This is a genomic window from Aquicoccus sp., assembly GCF_041686535.1.
GTDB lineage: Bacteria > Pseudomonadota > Alphaproteobacteria > Rhodobacterales > Rhodobacteraceae > Aquicoccus.
Genome location: NZ_JAWLDS010000078.1, coordinates 1 through 14,719, shown reverse-complemented (window position 1 = coordinate 14,719; position 14,719 = coordinate 1). Strand labels below are relative to the sequence as shown.

Annotated in this window: 17 protein-coding genes; 14 read left to right on the top strand and 3 right to left on the bottom strand. The window is 63.3% G+C overall.

From position 1 onward, the window contains the following. The 5 genes from ACESL9_RS13800 to hemF all read left to right on the top strand — a co-directional run. Positions 1 to 561 (top strand): TetR/AcrR family transcriptional regulator (locus tag ACESL9_RS13800; RefSeq protein ID WP_372674995.1); only part of this gene is annotated, 561 nt, incomplete at its 5' end. Between the two features lie 238 nt (positions 562 to 799). Beyond that, the gene (clpS, locus tag ACESL9_RS13795; RefSeq protein WP_372674994.1) at positions 800 to 1,138 is read left to right on the top strand and encodes an ATP-dependent Clp protease adapter ClpS; all 339 of its coding nucleotides are present in this window, start codon (positions 800 to 802) and stop codon (positions 1,136 to 1,138) included. 22 nt (positions 1,139 to 1,160) lie between these two features. After that, on the top strand, positions 1,161 to 2,153 hold the full coding sequence (locus tag ACESL9_RS13790) for a class I SAM-dependent methyltransferase (protein ID WP_372615269.1): 993 nt from the start codon (positions 1,161 to 1,163) through the stop codon (positions 2,151 to 2,153). A 42-nt stretch (positions 2,154 to 2,195) separates the two neighbouring features. Then, on the top strand, positions 2,196 to 2,996 hold the full coding sequence (locus tag ACESL9_RS13785) for an SDR family NAD(P)-dependent oxidoreductase (protein WP_372615270.1): 801 nt from the start codon (positions 2,196 to 2,198) through the stop codon (positions 2,994 to 2,996). Positions 2,997 to 3,031: 35 nt separating this feature from the next. Further along, a complete protein-coding gene (gene hemF, locus ACESL9_RS13780) occupies positions 3,032 to 3,913 on the top strand; it encodes an oxygen-dependent coproporphyrinogen oxidase (protein WP_372674993.1) in 882 nt (293 codons plus the stop codon). 257 nt (positions 3,914 to 4,170) lie between these two features. On the opposite strand, the gene ACESL9_RS13775 is transcribed toward hemF, so the two are convergent. Further along, complete coding sequence (locus tag ACESL9_RS13775) at positions 4,171 to 5,130, bottom strand: calcium/sodium antiporter (protein WP_372674992.1); 960 nt, start codon at positions 5,128 to 5,130, stop codon at positions 4,171 to 4,173. 394 nt (positions 5,131 to 5,524) lie between these two features. Between ACESL9_RS13775 and ACESL9_RS13770 the strand changes: the two genes are divergently transcribed. Continuing rightward, on the top strand, positions 5,525 to 6,580 hold the full coding sequence (locus ACESL9_RS13770) for a cytochrome-c peroxidase (RefSeq protein WP_372674991.1): 1,056 nt from the start codon (positions 5,525 to 5,527) through the stop codon (positions 6,578 to 6,580). 102 nt (positions 6,581 to 6,682) lie between these two features. Here ACESL9_RS13770 and ACESL9_RS13765 read toward each other — a convergent pair whose 3' ends face one another. Further along, positions 6,683 to 7,381, bottom strand: coding sequence for a winged helix-turn-helix transcriptional regulator (locus ACESL9_RS13765; protein WP_372615209.1), 699 nt, complete (start codon positions 7,379 to 7,381; stop codon positions 6,683 to 6,685). Positions 7,382 to 7,563: 182 nt separating this feature from the next. Here ACESL9_RS13765 and ACESL9_RS13760 point away from each other — a divergent pair, with 182 nt between their 5' ends. Beyond that, a complete protein-coding gene (locus ACESL9_RS13760; RefSeq protein ID WP_372615210.1) occupies positions 7,564 to 7,965 on the top strand; it encodes a group I truncated hemoglobin in 402 nt (133 codons plus the stop codon). A gap of 45 nt (positions 7,966 to 8,010) precedes the next feature. After that, positions 8,011 to 8,376 carry a cupin domain-containing protein gene (locus ACESL9_RS13755; RefSeq protein ID WP_372615211.1) on the top strand — a complete coding sequence of 122 codons (366 nt, stop codon included), beginning with the start codon at positions 8,011 to 8,013 and terminating at the stop codon, positions 8,374 to 8,376. A gap of 858 nt (positions 8,377 to 9,234) precedes the next feature. Here the strand turns inward: ACESL9_RS13755 and hemE are convergent. Further along, positions 9,235 to 10,266 carry a uroporphyrinogen decarboxylase gene (gene hemE, locus ACESL9_RS13750; RefSeq protein ID WP_372615212.1) on the bottom strand — a complete coding sequence of 344 codons (1,032 nt, stop codon included), beginning with the start codon at positions 10,264 to 10,266 and terminating at the stop codon, positions 9,235 to 9,237. A 105-nt stretch (positions 10,267 to 10,371) separates the two neighbouring features. On the opposite strand from hemE, the gene hemC reads away from it, so the two are divergent. From hemC to ACESL9_RS13720, 6 genes are all read left to right on the top strand, one after another. Further along, on the top strand, positions 10,372 to 11,334 hold the full coding sequence (hemC, locus tag ACESL9_RS13745; protein WP_372615213.1) for a hydroxymethylbilane synthase: 963 nt from the start codon (positions 10,372 to 10,374) through the stop codon (positions 11,332 to 11,334). A gap of 8 nt (positions 11,335 to 11,342) precedes the next feature. Continuing rightward, positions 11,343 to 11,849, top strand: coding sequence for a DUF1643 domain-containing protein (locus tag ACESL9_RS13740; protein ID WP_372615214.1), 507 nt, complete (start codon positions 11,343 to 11,345; stop codon positions 11,847 to 11,849). A gap of 14 nt (positions 11,850 to 11,863) precedes the next feature. Then, on the top strand, positions 11,864 to 12,148 hold the full coding sequence (locus ACESL9_RS13735) for a DUF5665 domain-containing protein (RefSeq protein ID WP_372615215.1): 285 nt from the start codon (positions 11,864 to 11,866) through the stop codon (positions 12,146 to 12,148). A 78-nt stretch (positions 12,149 to 12,226) separates the two neighbouring features. Further along, positions 12,227 to 13,165: a calcium-binding protein gene (locus ACESL9_RS13730; protein WP_372674990.1), complete on the top strand. Its 939-nt coding sequence runs from the start codon at positions 12,227 to 12,229 to the stop codon at positions 13,163 to 13,165. A 138-nt stretch (positions 13,166 to 13,303) separates the two neighbouring features. Beyond that, positions 13,304 to 13,573 carry a 30S ribosomal protein S15 gene (gene rpsO, locus ACESL9_RS13725; RefSeq protein ID WP_372615217.1) on the top strand — a complete coding sequence of 90 codons (270 nt, stop codon included), beginning with the start codon at positions 13,304 to 13,306 and terminating at the stop codon, positions 13,571 to 13,573. Between the two features lie 250 nt (positions 13,574 to 13,823). Further along, positions 13,824 to 14,585: a DUF1013 domain-containing protein gene (locus tag ACESL9_RS13720; RefSeq protein WP_372615218.1), complete on the top strand. Its 762-nt coding sequence runs from the start codon at positions 13,824 to 13,826 to the stop codon at positions 14,583 to 14,585. The last annotated feature ends 134 nt before the right edge of the window (positions 14,586 to 14,719 follow it).

The following is a 14,719-nucleotide window of genomic DNA, read 5'->3' as shown; positions in this document are numbered from 1 at the left end:
TTCATGGCCGACGGTTTCGAGCGTGCCAGCGTTGACGACATCGCGCGTGCGGCCGGCGTGTCGAAGGCCACGCTCTACAGCTATTTCCCTGACAAGGCCTTGCTTTTCAAAGAGATCGCCCGCTCCGAATGTGACCGGATGGCCGAAACCGCGCGTCAGCAGATTGATCTTGATGCGCCGATCCGCGATGTCCTGACAGCGGTGGCGACACAGATTGCCCGCCTGTTGCTGTCGGACTTCTCGCAGCGGATCTTCCGTATTTGCGTGGCAGAGCGTGATAGGTTTCCCGAGCTTGCGCGCGCCTATTACGAAAGCGGACCGGAAATGGGCCGCAAGCAACTCGAACAAGGGTTCGAAGAGGCGATGGCCCGCGGAGAACTGCGGATTTCCGATGTCTCGCTGGCCGCCGAGCAGTTTGCCGACCTTGCCCGCTCCCGGCTCTGGTTGCGGGCCGTTCTCGGAGTGCAGACCGAGTTTTCGGAGGCCGAGATCAGGGAGGTCGTTACAGGGGCGGTCGACACCTTTCTTGCCCGCTATGGGGCGCCATCCGATCGTGGATAGCCCCGCTCGCCGGTTGTGAGCGGGCATGGGCCGGGCGCGGCGCGTCTCCGCGAATCGGCTCGGGGTCATGCGGAAGATGCGCGCGTCGTGGCGGGGCGCGTCGCCACGACGGGAGCCGTCTGTCGTGAGTTTTCGCGCCATTCCGGGGCTCCTTTCGGGGCCCCCTCTTTTCTTGGGCGGTTCAGAGGTTATATAGGTCGCCCGGAGAAGAGAAACCGAAACGCGAAACGGTGGGCCGATGACTGCCTGGAATGTGACCATGTCGGATGAACGCGAAGGCGATGACGACGCGTCGGTCGTGGTCGAGACGCGTAACAAGACCAAGCGTCCGCCGCTTTACAAGGTGCTTCTTCTGAACGACGACTACACGCCGATGGAATTCGTCGTGCATGTGCTTGAGCGGTTTTTCGGGATGAACCACGCACAGGCGTTCGAGGTGATGTTGACGGTGCACAAGAAGGGCGTCGCCGTGGTCGGCGTATTCTCGCACGAGATCGCCGAGACCAAGGTGGCGCAAGTCATGGATTTTGCCCGTCGTCACCAGCATCCGCTGCAATGCACGATGGAAAAGGAGTGAGGGCCGCCTGGCCCCTGGTTCCATGAGTGCCACGCGGCTTAGCCTTTTCCTGGAGGATCATCCGGGGCTGTTGCCCGAGAGCGGCGAGATCGCCGTCATGGGCGCGGTCGCGGGCTTGGACCTGTCCGGGCTTCCCGGGGACAAGTTGCGTGTCGTGGCCCGGATGAAACCCGATGTCGATCATCTCGACGCGTCGGGGCTGCGCGTGGTGGCCGATGTGCCGCAGAGGGTGGCGCTTGCCATCGTGATCGTGCCGCGCGCCAAGTCCGAAGCCAGGGCGCTCGTGGCGGCGGCCATGGCCTGTGCGGGCGAAGTGATCGTGGACGGGCAGAAAACCGACGGCATAGACAGCCTTTTTCGGGAGATGCGCCAGCGATGCGCGTGCGGGGAGGCGTATTCCAAGGCGCATGGCAAGACCTTCCTTGCCCGTGGCACAGCGGAGGCTTTCACGGATTGGGCGCAGGCGGGCGGACCGCGTGTCATCGAGGGTGGGTTCACGACCCGTGCCGGGGTGTTCTCGGCCGACGGAATCGACCCGGCTTCGCGGCTGCTGGCGGTGGCCTTGCCGGAAAGGCCCGGGGCGCACGTGGTCGATCTGGGCGGTGGCTGGGGGTATCTCGCGGCGGCCATTCTCGAACGCGGGGGCGTTGAGCAGGTCGATCTGGTCGAGGCGGATCGTGTCGCGCTGGATTGCGCGCGGGAAAACCTCTCCGACGGGCGGGTGAGGTTTCATTGGGCCGATGCGACCCGGTGGATGCCCGAAACACGGGCCGACGCGGTGGTGATGAATCCACCGTTTCACGAGGGCCGCAAGGGCCAGCCCGAACTGGGCGCGCGTTTCATCGCGCAGAGCGCGCGGATGCTCGCCCCGGGCGGGCGGCTGTGGATGGTGGCCAACCGGCATTTGCCCTATGAGAAGGCGCTTCGGACCCATTTCCGAGAGGTTGCAGAAATCGGCGGCGACCCGAGGTTCAAGGTTTTCTGTGCCTCGGGCCCGTCTCGCACCGGGGGCTGATATCCCGTAACGTCGCGGGACGAATCAAGAGAAGGAGCGGCCATGTCGCTTTCGATTTCCGGAAAGACCGCGATCGTGACCGGCGCCGCCAATGGCGTCGGCCTGGCGATTGCGCGGCATTTTTCCGACAAGGGCGCCAACGTGATGTTCGCCGACATGGATGAGGAGGGGCTTGCCCGCGAGGTGGGCGAGGTCAAGGATGGTAGCAACGTGAGGTATTTCGCGGGCGACCTGCGCGAGAAACTGACGATTGCGAACCTTCTGTCGGCGACCATCGACGCCTTTGACCGGATCGACGTTCTGGTCAATGCATCGCGGCAGGTGATGCGGTCGGACCCGCTCAACCCCGATGATGACGCGGTGGAGATCCTGCTTCAGCAGAACCTGATGACGTCGCTAAGGCTGAGCCAGGTGGTGGCGAAACGGATGATAAAGCAGGCCAAGACTGACCAGGGGCGGGCCGCGGGCTCGATCATCAATCTTTCGACCATCCTGGCCTGTCGCGCCCATCCCGAGTTGATGGCGCTTTCGGTGTCGACCGCGGCGCTGGAACAGATGACCCGGTCGCTGGCGGTGGCGCTGGCGGGAGAGCGGATTCGGGTCAATGCCGTCGCAATGGGATCGGTGATGAGCGCGAGCCTCAAGGATCACCTGCGAGAGCATCCGGATTATCGTGACGTGATCGAGCATGGCACACCGCTGGGCCGGATCGCGAGCCCGACCGAACTGGCCGAGGCGGTGCAGTTTCTGGCCAGTGACGGGGCAAGTTTCATGACCGGGCAGATCCTCACCGTGGATGGCGGGCGCTCGCTACTGGATGCGGTTTCGGCGCCGGCGCATTGAAACGGGATGGGAAGGCAGGTCCGGTGACAGCGGATATGAGCAAAGAGAAGGCCAGGGCCAGTGCATGGTTCCGGCACTTGCGGGACGATATTGTCGCGGCTTTCGAAGGGCTTGAGGACAGCCAGACCGAAGGCCCTCTGGCCGACGTGCCCGCGGGGCGCTTCGAGGTGAGCGAGACCCGACGCGCGAGCGCGGATGGGTCTGACGCGGGCGGTGGCCTGATGAGCGTGATGCGCGGGGGGCGCGTGTTCGAGAAGGTCGGGGTCAATGTCTCGACCGTCTTTGGCACCTTGGGCGAGCGGGCGCAGGCGGCGATGGCGGCGCGCAAGGGATTGGCGGGCATGAAGGACGACCCGCGATTCTGGGCCTCGGGCATCAGCCTCGTGGCGCATATGCAGAACCCGCATGCACCGGCCGTTCACATGAACACGCGGATGTTCTGGACGCCGCATGGCTGGTGGTTCGGGGGTGGTTCGGATCTCAATCCTTGTATTGAATATCAAGAGGATACCGAGCATTTCCACGCCGTGCAAAAGGCGCATTGCGACCGGCACGACCCGACTTTCTATCCGCGTTTCAAGGCCTGGGCGGACGAGTATTTCCATATCCCGCACCGGCATCGGGCGCGGGGGGTCGGGGGGATCTTTCTCGACGATCACAACACCGGCGACTGGGAGGCGGATTTCGCCTTTATCCAGGATGTGGGGCGGGCCTTTCTACCAGCATTCGTGCCGCTGACCGAGCGGCGCCGCAAGATGTCGTGGTCGGAGGCGGACAGGGACACGCAACTGGTCCATCGCGGGCTCTATGCTGAATACAATCTTGTATACGATCGTGGCACCAAGTTCGGGCTGGAAACCGGGCATGACGCCAACGCGGTGCTGATGAGCCTGCCGCCGCTGGCAAAATGGTATTGATTACAGGTAGTTGGCCCGGGTGCGTTGCGCGTGAGGGCATGAGAAAGTTCAGGTGTGGCACGCATCGCAACGGGTACGCAGAAAGACTTGCGTCGGTGGCAGAGCGAAGCGCGGGTGGAAAGGTTAACGCGCGCGTTTGGCCCAAAATCAGGGGGTGACATCCGGCTGCCGCGCGGCTGCCACCCGGCTGCCGGTCACAGGTTGAGACTTCGTTGCCGAAAATGGTTAACGCGACATGCGCCGCCATCTGCAGCAGGTCAGCCAAGCCATAGCGTCGTGGCCAGATAGGCCGCGTAGCCGGTGACGAGGAACGCCCCTTCGCGCCGGTCGATGCGCCGTCCGGTGATCGCGAACAGCACCATGACGAGCGTGGCACCCAGCATGACCCAGATATCGAATCCGATGACCTGTTGTGGCACGGCGAGCGGATGGATCAGGGCAGTCAGCCCGAGGATGCCGAGGATGTTGAAGATGTTCGATCCGATGATGTTGCCGAATGCGACGCCGCCCTGGCCCTTGCGCACGGCAATGAGCGTGGTGACAAGTTCGGGCGTCGATGTGCCGATGGCGACGATGGTCAGGCCGATGACGGTTTCGGATATGCCGGCTGCCGCGGCAAGCCCGACCGCGCCGGAGACAAGGAACCGCGCCCCGAGAATGGTAATCGCAAGGCCGGCCAGCGCCATGAGCGCGGGCCACATGAGTCGGGTCGGCGCAGGGCCTGGCAACAGATCGGCCTCGGCCACGTAAAGTGCTGTCGCGGCGGTCATGCTTCGGCGCTCGCGCAGAATCGTGAACAGCAGATACGCCCCCAGCAAGACGATCAGAACCGCACCGGCCAAACGACCAAGCGTGCCCCAGAGAACGAACCCCGTGCAGAGCAGCGTTGCCGCCAGCATCACGCCACCGTCGCGACGCAGCGCGGCCGGATCGACGACGACCGGATACAGGAACGCGGCGAGGCCGAGGATCAGCATGATGTTCCCGATATTGCTGCCGACGACATTGCCGATGGCGATGCCGGGCGACCCTGCGAAGGCGGCCTGAAGCGAGGTGACAAGTTCGGGTGTGGAGGTGCCGAACCCGACAAGCGTGAGGCCGATGACCATCGGCGAGATGCGCATGGCCTGCGCCACCGAAACCGCGCCGCGCACCAGAAGGTCACCCCCCAGGATCAACCCGGCAAGGCCGAGGATCAGCCACAGAAGATCCACCATTACAGGTCTCCTTGTTCTCGTGGGTCCGGATCTCTTCCGGAAACTGGACGCGGGATCGCGCCTGCCACCGGGTCGGTGGACTCAGCCGGTTCTGCGACGATGGCCTGTCAATCGTATCACCAGCCGCCCGGGTGTCATGATCTCGTTCAGGATAACATGATGAAGCATCCATGCATCAATCGTTTCGCAGTGCCCCTGAAGCAACGCGAACAGTTCGGGCACGATTTCGCGACATGCAAGATGGTTTATATGTTAAGTATTTGTGAAGGAACGAATAATTCGACTTTTAAGAAATGGAATTGATCCAAATCATGTTTTGGCGACATCTGCCGGGCTAGAAACGCGTGCGACAGGAAGCGCGAGTTTCGAAATAGGCTGAGGGAGGCCTGACATCATGAAAACCCGACATCTGATTTCCACGACGGCCCTGACATTCGCGCTGGCCGGGGCGGCTACGGCGAATGAGCTGCGCGATTATGCCGAGGATATTTTCGAGCCGCTGCCCTCGACCATCCCGGCGCTGGCCGACAACCCGGTCACGCCCGAGAAGATCGATCTTGGCAAGGCGCTGTTCTTTGATCCGCGGATGTCGGCCTCGGGGGTGTTCTCGTGCAACTCGTGCCACAACCTCGCCACCGGAGGCGACGACAACATGCCCACCTCGATCGGCCATGGCTGGCAGAAGGGGCCGCGCAACTCGCCCACCGTGCTGAATGCCGTGTTCAACACCGCCCAGTTCTGGGACGGCCGCGCGCCCGACCTCGCCGAGCAGGCCAAGGGTCCGGTTCAGGCCGGTGTCGAGATGGCCAACACGCCCGAGAACGTGGTCGCGACGCTCAAGTCGATGCCGCAATACGTCGAGTGGTTCGAAGCCTCCTTCCCGGATCAGGATGACCCGGTGAGCTTTGACAATTTTGCCAAGGCGATCGAGGCCTATGAAGCGACGCTGATCACGCCCGCTCCGTTCGATGCCTGGCTCAACGGCGACGACGATGCGCTCACCGAAGAGCAGGTCGCCGGGATGGAGCTGTTCATCGACAAGGGTTGTGCCACATGCCACAGCGGCGTGAATCTTGGCGGCAACGGCTATTACCCGTTCGGCCTGATCGAGAAGCCGGGCGCCGACATCCTGCCCGAGGGGGACAAGGGCCGGTTCGCGGTGACCGAGACGGCGGATGACGAATACGTGTTCCGTGCCTCGCCGCTGCGCAATATCGACCAGACAGCGCCCTATTTCCATTCGGGCCTGGTGTGGGATCTCAAGGTTGCGGTGCAGATCATGGGCGAAAGCCAGCTTGGCGAGGATCTGACCGACGACGAGGCCGATCAGATCGTGGCCTTCCTTGGCAGCCTGACCGGCACCATGCCACGCGTGGAATATCCGGTGCTGCCGGTGGAAACGGCGACCACGCCGCACCCGACGGGTGATGTGACGGATGTGGTCGAGTAATTCCGAAGCGGGGCGGACACGTTCGCCCCGGTTTCCCTTTGTTCGACTGGCGCGCCCCCATCGGGCGCGCCTTTTCATTTCCGGACGGGCCGCAATGCACGATCACCCGGCCAGTTTCGCCTGAATTGCGAACGGGCTGAGGCCCAGCCAGGATTGCATCTTGTCGATGAGCCCGGCGTTGCCAACAGCGCAGAGCGCGCCTTCGTCGCGGGCTTTTTTCACGGTCTTGAGGCCCATCCAGATCTCGGTCATCGTCCTGAGATCGACCGTCACATATAGATCGACATCGAAACCCGGATCCACATGGCACAGGTCCACGGTTCGGTCCGGCTCCACGATCAGCCACCATTTGCGCTGTGCGGGGGGCAGTTCGGGATAGATGAATTCGATCACCGCGCGCTGGACCGGAACCGGCTCGGTGTCGAGATTGCGCCGCATGTCCCACATCAGCAATTCGGGATCGAGGTTCTCGAGCGAAGGTTCGGCCTCCACCCATTTCTGACCCCATTTGCCGATGGATTCGATCACCGGCTGAAGATCGCGCCCGGCGCGGGTCAGGCGATAGGCGTCGATCTCGGGCGCATGTGACAGGCGTGTACGCTCGATGATACCGGCCTGTTCAAGCTCGCGCAGGCGCTTTGAGAGCAACGCGGGCGACATCCGGGGCACGCCGCGGCGCAGTTCGTTGAACCGGGTCGATCCGGCGATGAATTCTCGCAGGAGCACGATGGTCCACCTCGTGCAAAGCACTTCTGCCGCCATCGCGACGGGGCAGAACTGTTTGTAGCTCGCGTTCGTCATGATGGTCTCCTTTTGCCAGGTTGCCACCATAGTGCCACGCGCGCCGGGGCTGCGGCCAGTTCAGATGTTGTATCGCCCGGATTCAGTTCGTGAACTGGACCGGTGCGCGCCACATGTGTCACATTGTCACGGTACCGGGTCGCACCCGACCGCGACAAGGCCAAATCCAGGGAGAGCACGACATGACCACGTCAGTGATGGAACAGTTGAGCCAGGTAACGCTCTATGAACGTCTGGGGGCCGCCGCCGGCATCCGGCGGATCGTCGATGGCATGGTGGACGCGCATCTGCACAACCCTGCCATCAGTCCGCGCTTTACCCCCTATCTCGATCAGCCCGAGCGGGTCGAGAAGATCAAGCAGCATTACTGCACCCTGTTCGACGAGCTTTCGAACGGGCCCGGCGCATATGACGGGCGCAGCATGGTCGAGACCCATCGCGGCATGAACATCGACGAGACGGAATACATGGCCGCGATGGACGACATCCTTGAGACGATGAAATCGCTGGGCCATTCCGAGGACACGCGCAACGAGTTCGCATCGATACTCTATGGGCTCAAGGACGAGATCATCCGCGTTTGAACCTACACGGTCCATGGCCGAGGGAAAATCAGGAAGAACACACCAATGACACCGCAATCGACGATCGAAATCAGACGCTTCGAAACCCCCGACGAGGCGCTGGACATGAAAGAGCGCGGCGGGATCGACATCATCAAGATGCGCGACGGCACGACCGGGATGCACGCGGTCTTCGAGCCCGGCTGGACCTGGGAAGCGGATGAAAAGCCGCTGCTTGGCTCGCCCGACTCGTGCCCGATGCGGCATGTCGGCTATTGCATCTCGGGCAAACTGGTCGTGCGCATGATCGAAACCGGGGACGAGACCCTGATTGCCCGCGGCGACTTCTTCGACATCCCGCCCGGCCATGACGCCCATGTCGACGGGGGCGAGCGGGTCGAGCTGATCCTCTTCGAGGCGCCGGGGGGCTGACGCCGGGGCGCGGCCCGCTTGTCAAGACAGGGCCGCCCTCGCCGGGCGTGGCATGTGCTGGTGGTCGCCACCTGGCACAAGAGACCCGATGAAGGCGGGGCAACAGGCAAGAGGCCTTACACTTTGAGTGGAACTGTCAGTGGAGTCCGGAGCGGACGGACTCGCGGTTGAGAGACTAGCTGGATACAGCTAAGTTGATCAGCTTCGTTCAGCAAATCGACAATGCTTGTCGCCTATTTTGGTTTTGACAAGCGGTCGTGGTATCGTTCAGCCATCTTGTGAAACTCCCAGCTAGACATCTCACCGGCCCATATCCAAACGAAAGCCACGACTAAATTCTTCCACTCAAACGCAGTTAGCGAAGTTAGCAGCGCAAAGGCCGGCCCAAGTCCGCCCAAACCCAAAAAACTAACGCCACACCATTCAGGTAGCTCGACCGCAGCTTGATCTTCTCCCTCTCAGCTTCTGTCATGAGTTTGCCTCTGAAATCAGTTGAAGCGTTAAAACGCGAAATCTTATTACCATGCCTTTACGACCGTCAGTCAACGACTGCTGAGGCCGCATTGCCGCTCCTTCGGGCTTCGTTCCTGCAATCCAGGACATGTCACCTTTGATCGAACTCACACCGCCCGGAACAGCGGCGCAGCCGCCCGGGTAGCACACGGCCGCCCCCCGGCCGGGTGCTTTCGATGGGGTGCGCGCCGCTTCGGGTAAAGGATGACGTTTCAAGATAAACTGCCCCACGCTGATGTTGCGAGCACCCGACCGCGGCCGTGCGCTGCCCTCTGTCACGCTGCGCTGCGAATGAGCGTTTCGTCCGTGTGGCTATTTCGCGACGTGAATCAGCCCTCAACCGCCTCAACCGCCGCGCACGGTGTCGATCATCAGTTGCACGTTCTCGGGGTCGGCGTCGGGCGTGATGCCGTGGCCGAGGTTGAAGATATGCGGGCCCTTCGACAGCGCTTGCACGATGCGGCGGGTTTCGTCGACGAGCGCCTGGCCGCCGGTGACCATGTGCGAGGATTTCAGGTTGCCCTGCACGCAGCCGTCCTTTTGCACGTGTTCCGCCGCCCATTCCGGCGTCACGCCATCGTCAAGCGCGACGCAATCGGCGCCGGTGGCGGCGTGGAAGCCGATGTATTTCTCGCCCGCCTGGCGCGGGAAGGCGATGACGGGAATGCCCGGGTGACGGATTTTCAGTTCCTTGATGATCTGGCGGGCGGGTTCGGTGGCGTAGCGGTCGAAATCCTCGCCCGAAAGCGAGCCGGCCCAGCTGTCGAAGAGTTTCACGCATTCGGCCCCGGCCTCGATCTGCATCGAGAGATACTCGATCGTGGCATGGGTGAGCCGTTCGAGAAGCGCCTCGAAGAGCGGGCGGTTCTCGGCCTTGAGGGCATGGGCCGGGCCCTGGTCGGGCGTGCCGCGCCCGGCGATCATGTAGGTGGCCACGGTCCAGGGCGCCCCGGCAAAGCCGATGAGCGCGATCTCGGACGGCAGTTCGCGCGTCAGGATGCGCACGGTCTCGTAGATCGGCGCAAGCGTGTCGTGGATGTCGGGCACGGGTCTGAGCTGGTCGAACTCGTATTGCGTGGTGATCGTCGACAGGCGCGGCCCTTCGCCGGTGACGAACCACAAATCGGCGCCCAATGCCTGCGGCACCAGCAGGATATCGGCAAAGAGGATCGCCGCGTCAAAGCCATAGCGGCGGATCGGTTGCAGCGTCACCTCGGCGGCAAGCTCGGGGTTGTAGCACAGTGACAGGAAATCGCCCGCCTTTTCCCGTGTCGCGCGATATTCGGGCAGGTAGCGGCCCGCCTGCCGCATCATCCAGATCGGCGGGGTGGGCAGGGTTTCGCCCGAGAGTGCGCGCAGGAGTTTCTTTTGGGCCATGATCGGGTTCCTTTTCACTGTCAGCCGGGTTGGTGAAAGGCCCGCGCCGCGATGTCAAGGCGCAGGTGGCTTGCAAGGTCACATCGACGCGCTTAACAGGGGTATATGACAGGATCCTTGCCCAGCCCCGCCTCCCCCCTCAAGATCGGCACGCGCGGATCGCCCCTTGCCCTTGCGCAGGCACACGAGACGCGGCGCAGGCTGGGCGTGGCGTTCGACCTGCCCACGGATGCGTTCGAGATCGTGGTGATCCGCACCTCGGGCGACGATGCGGCGCTGATTGCCAGGGATCGGCCATTGAAGGAAATCGGCGGCAAGGGGCTTTTCACCAAGGAAATCGAAGAGCAGTTGATCGCCGGTGGCATCGACATCGCGGTGCATTCGATGAAGGACATGCCGGTCGATCAGCCCGCGGGATTGGCCCTGGATTGCTACCTGCCGCGCGAGGATGTGCGCGACGCGTTCATCTCGCCTGATTACGCCCGGATTGCCGACCTGCCCGAAGGGGCGGTGGTGGGCACGTCGAGCCTGCGCCGGAGGGCTCAGGTTCTGGTGGCGCGTCCCGACCTGAAGGTGGTGGAATTTCGCGGCAACGTGCAGACCCGCCTGCGCAAACTGGACGACGGTGTGGCGAGCTGTTCCTTCCTGGCGATGGCGGGGTTGCGGCGGCTGGGCATGCTGGGCGAGGTTCCGGCGACGGCGATTGCCCCGGACGAGATGTTGCCCGCGCTGGCACAGGGTGCGATCGGGATCGAACGGCGCGCGAATGATACCCGCGTGGCCGACATGCTGGAGGCGATTCACGATGGGTCCACCGGCCAGCAACTGGCTGCCGAGCGGGCATTCCTGGCGCGGCTCGACGGCAGTTGTGAAACGCCGATTGGCGGGCTGGCCGAGCTGGATGGCGGGCGGCTGCGGCTGCGCGGGGAAATCCTGCGGCCCGACGGTAGCGAACGGTTCGCCGACGAGGTCGAGGGGCCGGTCGAGGACGGGGCGGCGATGGGTCGCGATATGGCCGCGCGCCTGCTTGAGCGTGCCGGGCCGGGGTTCTTTGACTGGCGGGGGTGATCGGGCGCATGATCACCCGCACGCATATCAAGTGCGACGCGCCCTCGACCGCCGTCTATTCGGACTGCGAGCGCTACCGCTATACGCTCACCCGTGAATGGGCGCCGGGGGGAGGGCGGGTTCTGTTCATCATGCTCAACCCCTCGACCGCGACCGAGGTGCAGAACGACCCGACAGTCGAACGCTGCGAACGGCGCGCGCGTGCGCTGGGCTTTGGCGCGTTCCGGGTGACCAACATCTTTGCCTGGCGCGACACCGACCCCAGGAAGATGCGCGCCGCACCCGACCCGGTGGGCCCGGAAAACGATGCGGCCATTGTCGAGAGCTGTGGATGGGCCGACCGGATCGTCGCGGCCTGGGGCACGCATGGCGCGCATATGGGGCGGGGGGCGGCGGTCGAAGCGCTGTTGCGCGGCACCGGCGCGCCGGTGTTCCATCTCGGGCTGAGCAAGGATGGCCACCCCAAGCATCCACTCTATATTGCCTATGCCCGGCAACCCGAACGCTGGTTCTGACCAAGGAGGCGGCCATGACGCAGGAAACGACCCCGACCGAGGCCCAGACGCAGGCGATTGCACGGCTGACGCGGGAGGTCGAGCGGCTCAACACCCATCGGTTTGTCATCATTCACAACTCGCTCTGGCGGCTGTTGCTGTTCCAGTTCGCGCGGGGCCTGGCATTCGGCCTCGGCTCGGTGATGGGGGCGACGATCCTGGTTTCGCTGCTGGCCTGGTGGGTGTCGCAGTTCGAGTTCCTGCCCCTGATCGGGGAATGGGCGGCGGAGATCGTCGACCGGATCGAGGAGTCGCGTTAACCAATTGATCCGAAACGCTTTGACCGCTGCATCGCTTTGTGGCGCAATACCCCATGTTTTCAAGTGGGATCGCTTGCGATGATGTTTCTTGCGGGTTTGATGGGTATGGTTCTGGTCGGCGCCAGCGTGTTCGTGGGCATGGAGCCGGAACCGGGTGAAGAGGACGAGTTTGCCCAAGCGGGTGACGAACGCGAGGCGTCGATGCGCAGCCTGGGCGAGATTCTTCAAGGCAGCGATGGCGATGACGCGATCGCCGGAGGTGATGGCACCGATCAGATCCATGGCGGCGCGGGGGATGACAGCATCTCCGGTGGCCCGGGCGATGACGTGCTGCACGGCGGTGACGGCGCGGACGTGGTTGCCGGGGACGCGGGCGATGACGAGGTTCACGGCGGCTATGGCGAGGACACGCTGACCGGCGGTGCGGGGAATGACCTGGTCCTCGGTCATCCTGACGACGACATGATGGCCGGGGGCGATGGCGACGACACCATGCATGGCGGAACCGGCGACGACATTCTGACCGGCGGCGCGGGCGATGATGCCCTGCATGGCTACCTGGGGGATGACACGCTCATCGGTGGTGCGGGCGAGGACACGCTGTTCGGGGGCTGGGGCGATGATCTGGTGATCGGGCTCGAACCCGAGGGCGAGGATGCGGCGCAGGATTACCTGAATGGCGGACCGGGCGATGACACGATCCTGGCCGGGCCGGGCGACATCGTCACGGCGGGCGAGGGGGCGGATCAGGTCGTCGTTGCTGGGGAAGATGCGGACGATGCCCTGATCGCGCAATTCCTTGACTTCGATGCGGCCGAGGACACGATCGTCGTGTTCTATGACGACAGCGAGGGCGAGGCGCCGCCCCGACTGGACCTGGAGCCGGATTCCGACGACGACGCGTTGACCCATGTCCTGCTGGACGGGGCGCGGGTCATGGCGGTGTCGGGCGGGTCGGGCCTGACGCTGGACGATATTCAGATCGTGCCGGAATCGGCGTCGGGCCTGTTGGGCTGAACCGTGCGATTTTTGCTTTTCTTTGCCGGGATTCTCTCTTATACGCGCGCATCCCCTCTTGCGGGGGACCTCTAATGGACCTTGCTGGACGACATCCCGGCTTGTGCCCGAACCCTTGGAACGAAAAAGGAGACCCCGATGTCGATTACCGCGGAAGAAAAAGCCCGCCTGATGAAGGAATTTGCCACCAAGGACGGCGACACCGGCTCGCCCGAAGTGCAGGTGGCGATCCTGACCTCGCGTATCACCACGCTGACCGAGCATTTCAAGACCCACAAGAAAGACAATCACGGCCGCCGTGGTCTTTTGAAGATGGTGGCCCAGCGCCGCAAGCTGCTGGACTATCTGAAAGGCAAGGAAGAGGCCCGTTACAGGGACCTGATCAAGCGCCTGGGCATCCGTCGCTAAAAGGCGACGACAGGATCAAGGGAAGAACCGCGCCCTGGCAACGGGGGGCGGTTTTTTGTCTTGATATGCTGTTTCGCGCGGTGGGGTGGGGCCGTTGCGAACAGGCGCATTCACTCTTTTCTTTCGCGCCGATCGGCAGTATACAGCGCCCGAGTTCCCCGACAACTCGATCTTCGGCCCCGGTGGCCAGCCCGATCCAGGGCACTGAAAAGTCATGTTCGGGGATGATTTACGCTATGGAGGCGATAGCATGGGTGACAAACCGATTATGGCCAAGGCCACCGCTGTCTGGCTGGTGGACAACACGACGATCAGTTTCAAGCAGATCGCGGAATTCTGCGGCCTGCATGAGCTCGAGGTTCAGGGCATTGCCGATGGCGATGTGGCAGCCGGGGTGAAAGGGTTCGACCCGATCGCCAACAACCAGTTGACGCAGGACGAGATCGACAAGGCCGAGAAGGACCCGCAACACAAGCTCAGGCTCAAGTTCAACCCGGCGGCGGTGGGCGAGGAAAAGCGCCGCGGCCCGCGCTACACGCCGCTGTCGAAACGGCAGGACCGCCCGGCGGCGATCCTCTGGCTGGTCAAGTTCCATCCAGAGTTGACCGATGCGCAGGTGTCGAAACTGGTGGGCACGACCAAGCCGACGATCCAGGCGATCCGCGAGCGGACGCATTGGAACATCGCGAACATCCAGCCGATCGACCCGGTCGCTCTTGGCCTGTGCAAACAGTCCGAACTTGACGCGATGGTCCAGAAGGCGGCCCAGAAAAAGGTCGCCGAGGGCGCCGTGATGAGTGATGACGAGCGCCGCAAGCTTGTCTCGACCGAGCAAAGCCTTGAAATGGAGGCTGAACCCAAGATTCCGACGGCGATCGAGGGGCTTGAAACTTTCTCGCTTTCAAAGGATGACGAGGAAGAGAGGGATTACGAGGATATCCACGATGCCGAGAGCTTCTTCAACCTGCCCTCTGATGACGATGACGAGGATGAGGACGAAAAGTCGAATTGAGGCTTGATCCGAACCGGGATCGGTTTGGTGGCACGGGATGGTCTCTCCCGCGATCCTGCGAGAAAAGAAAAGCGCCCGGGATGGCCCGGGCGCGTTTTGCGTGAGGGGGCACGGGGTCAGCGGGCCGCATAGCC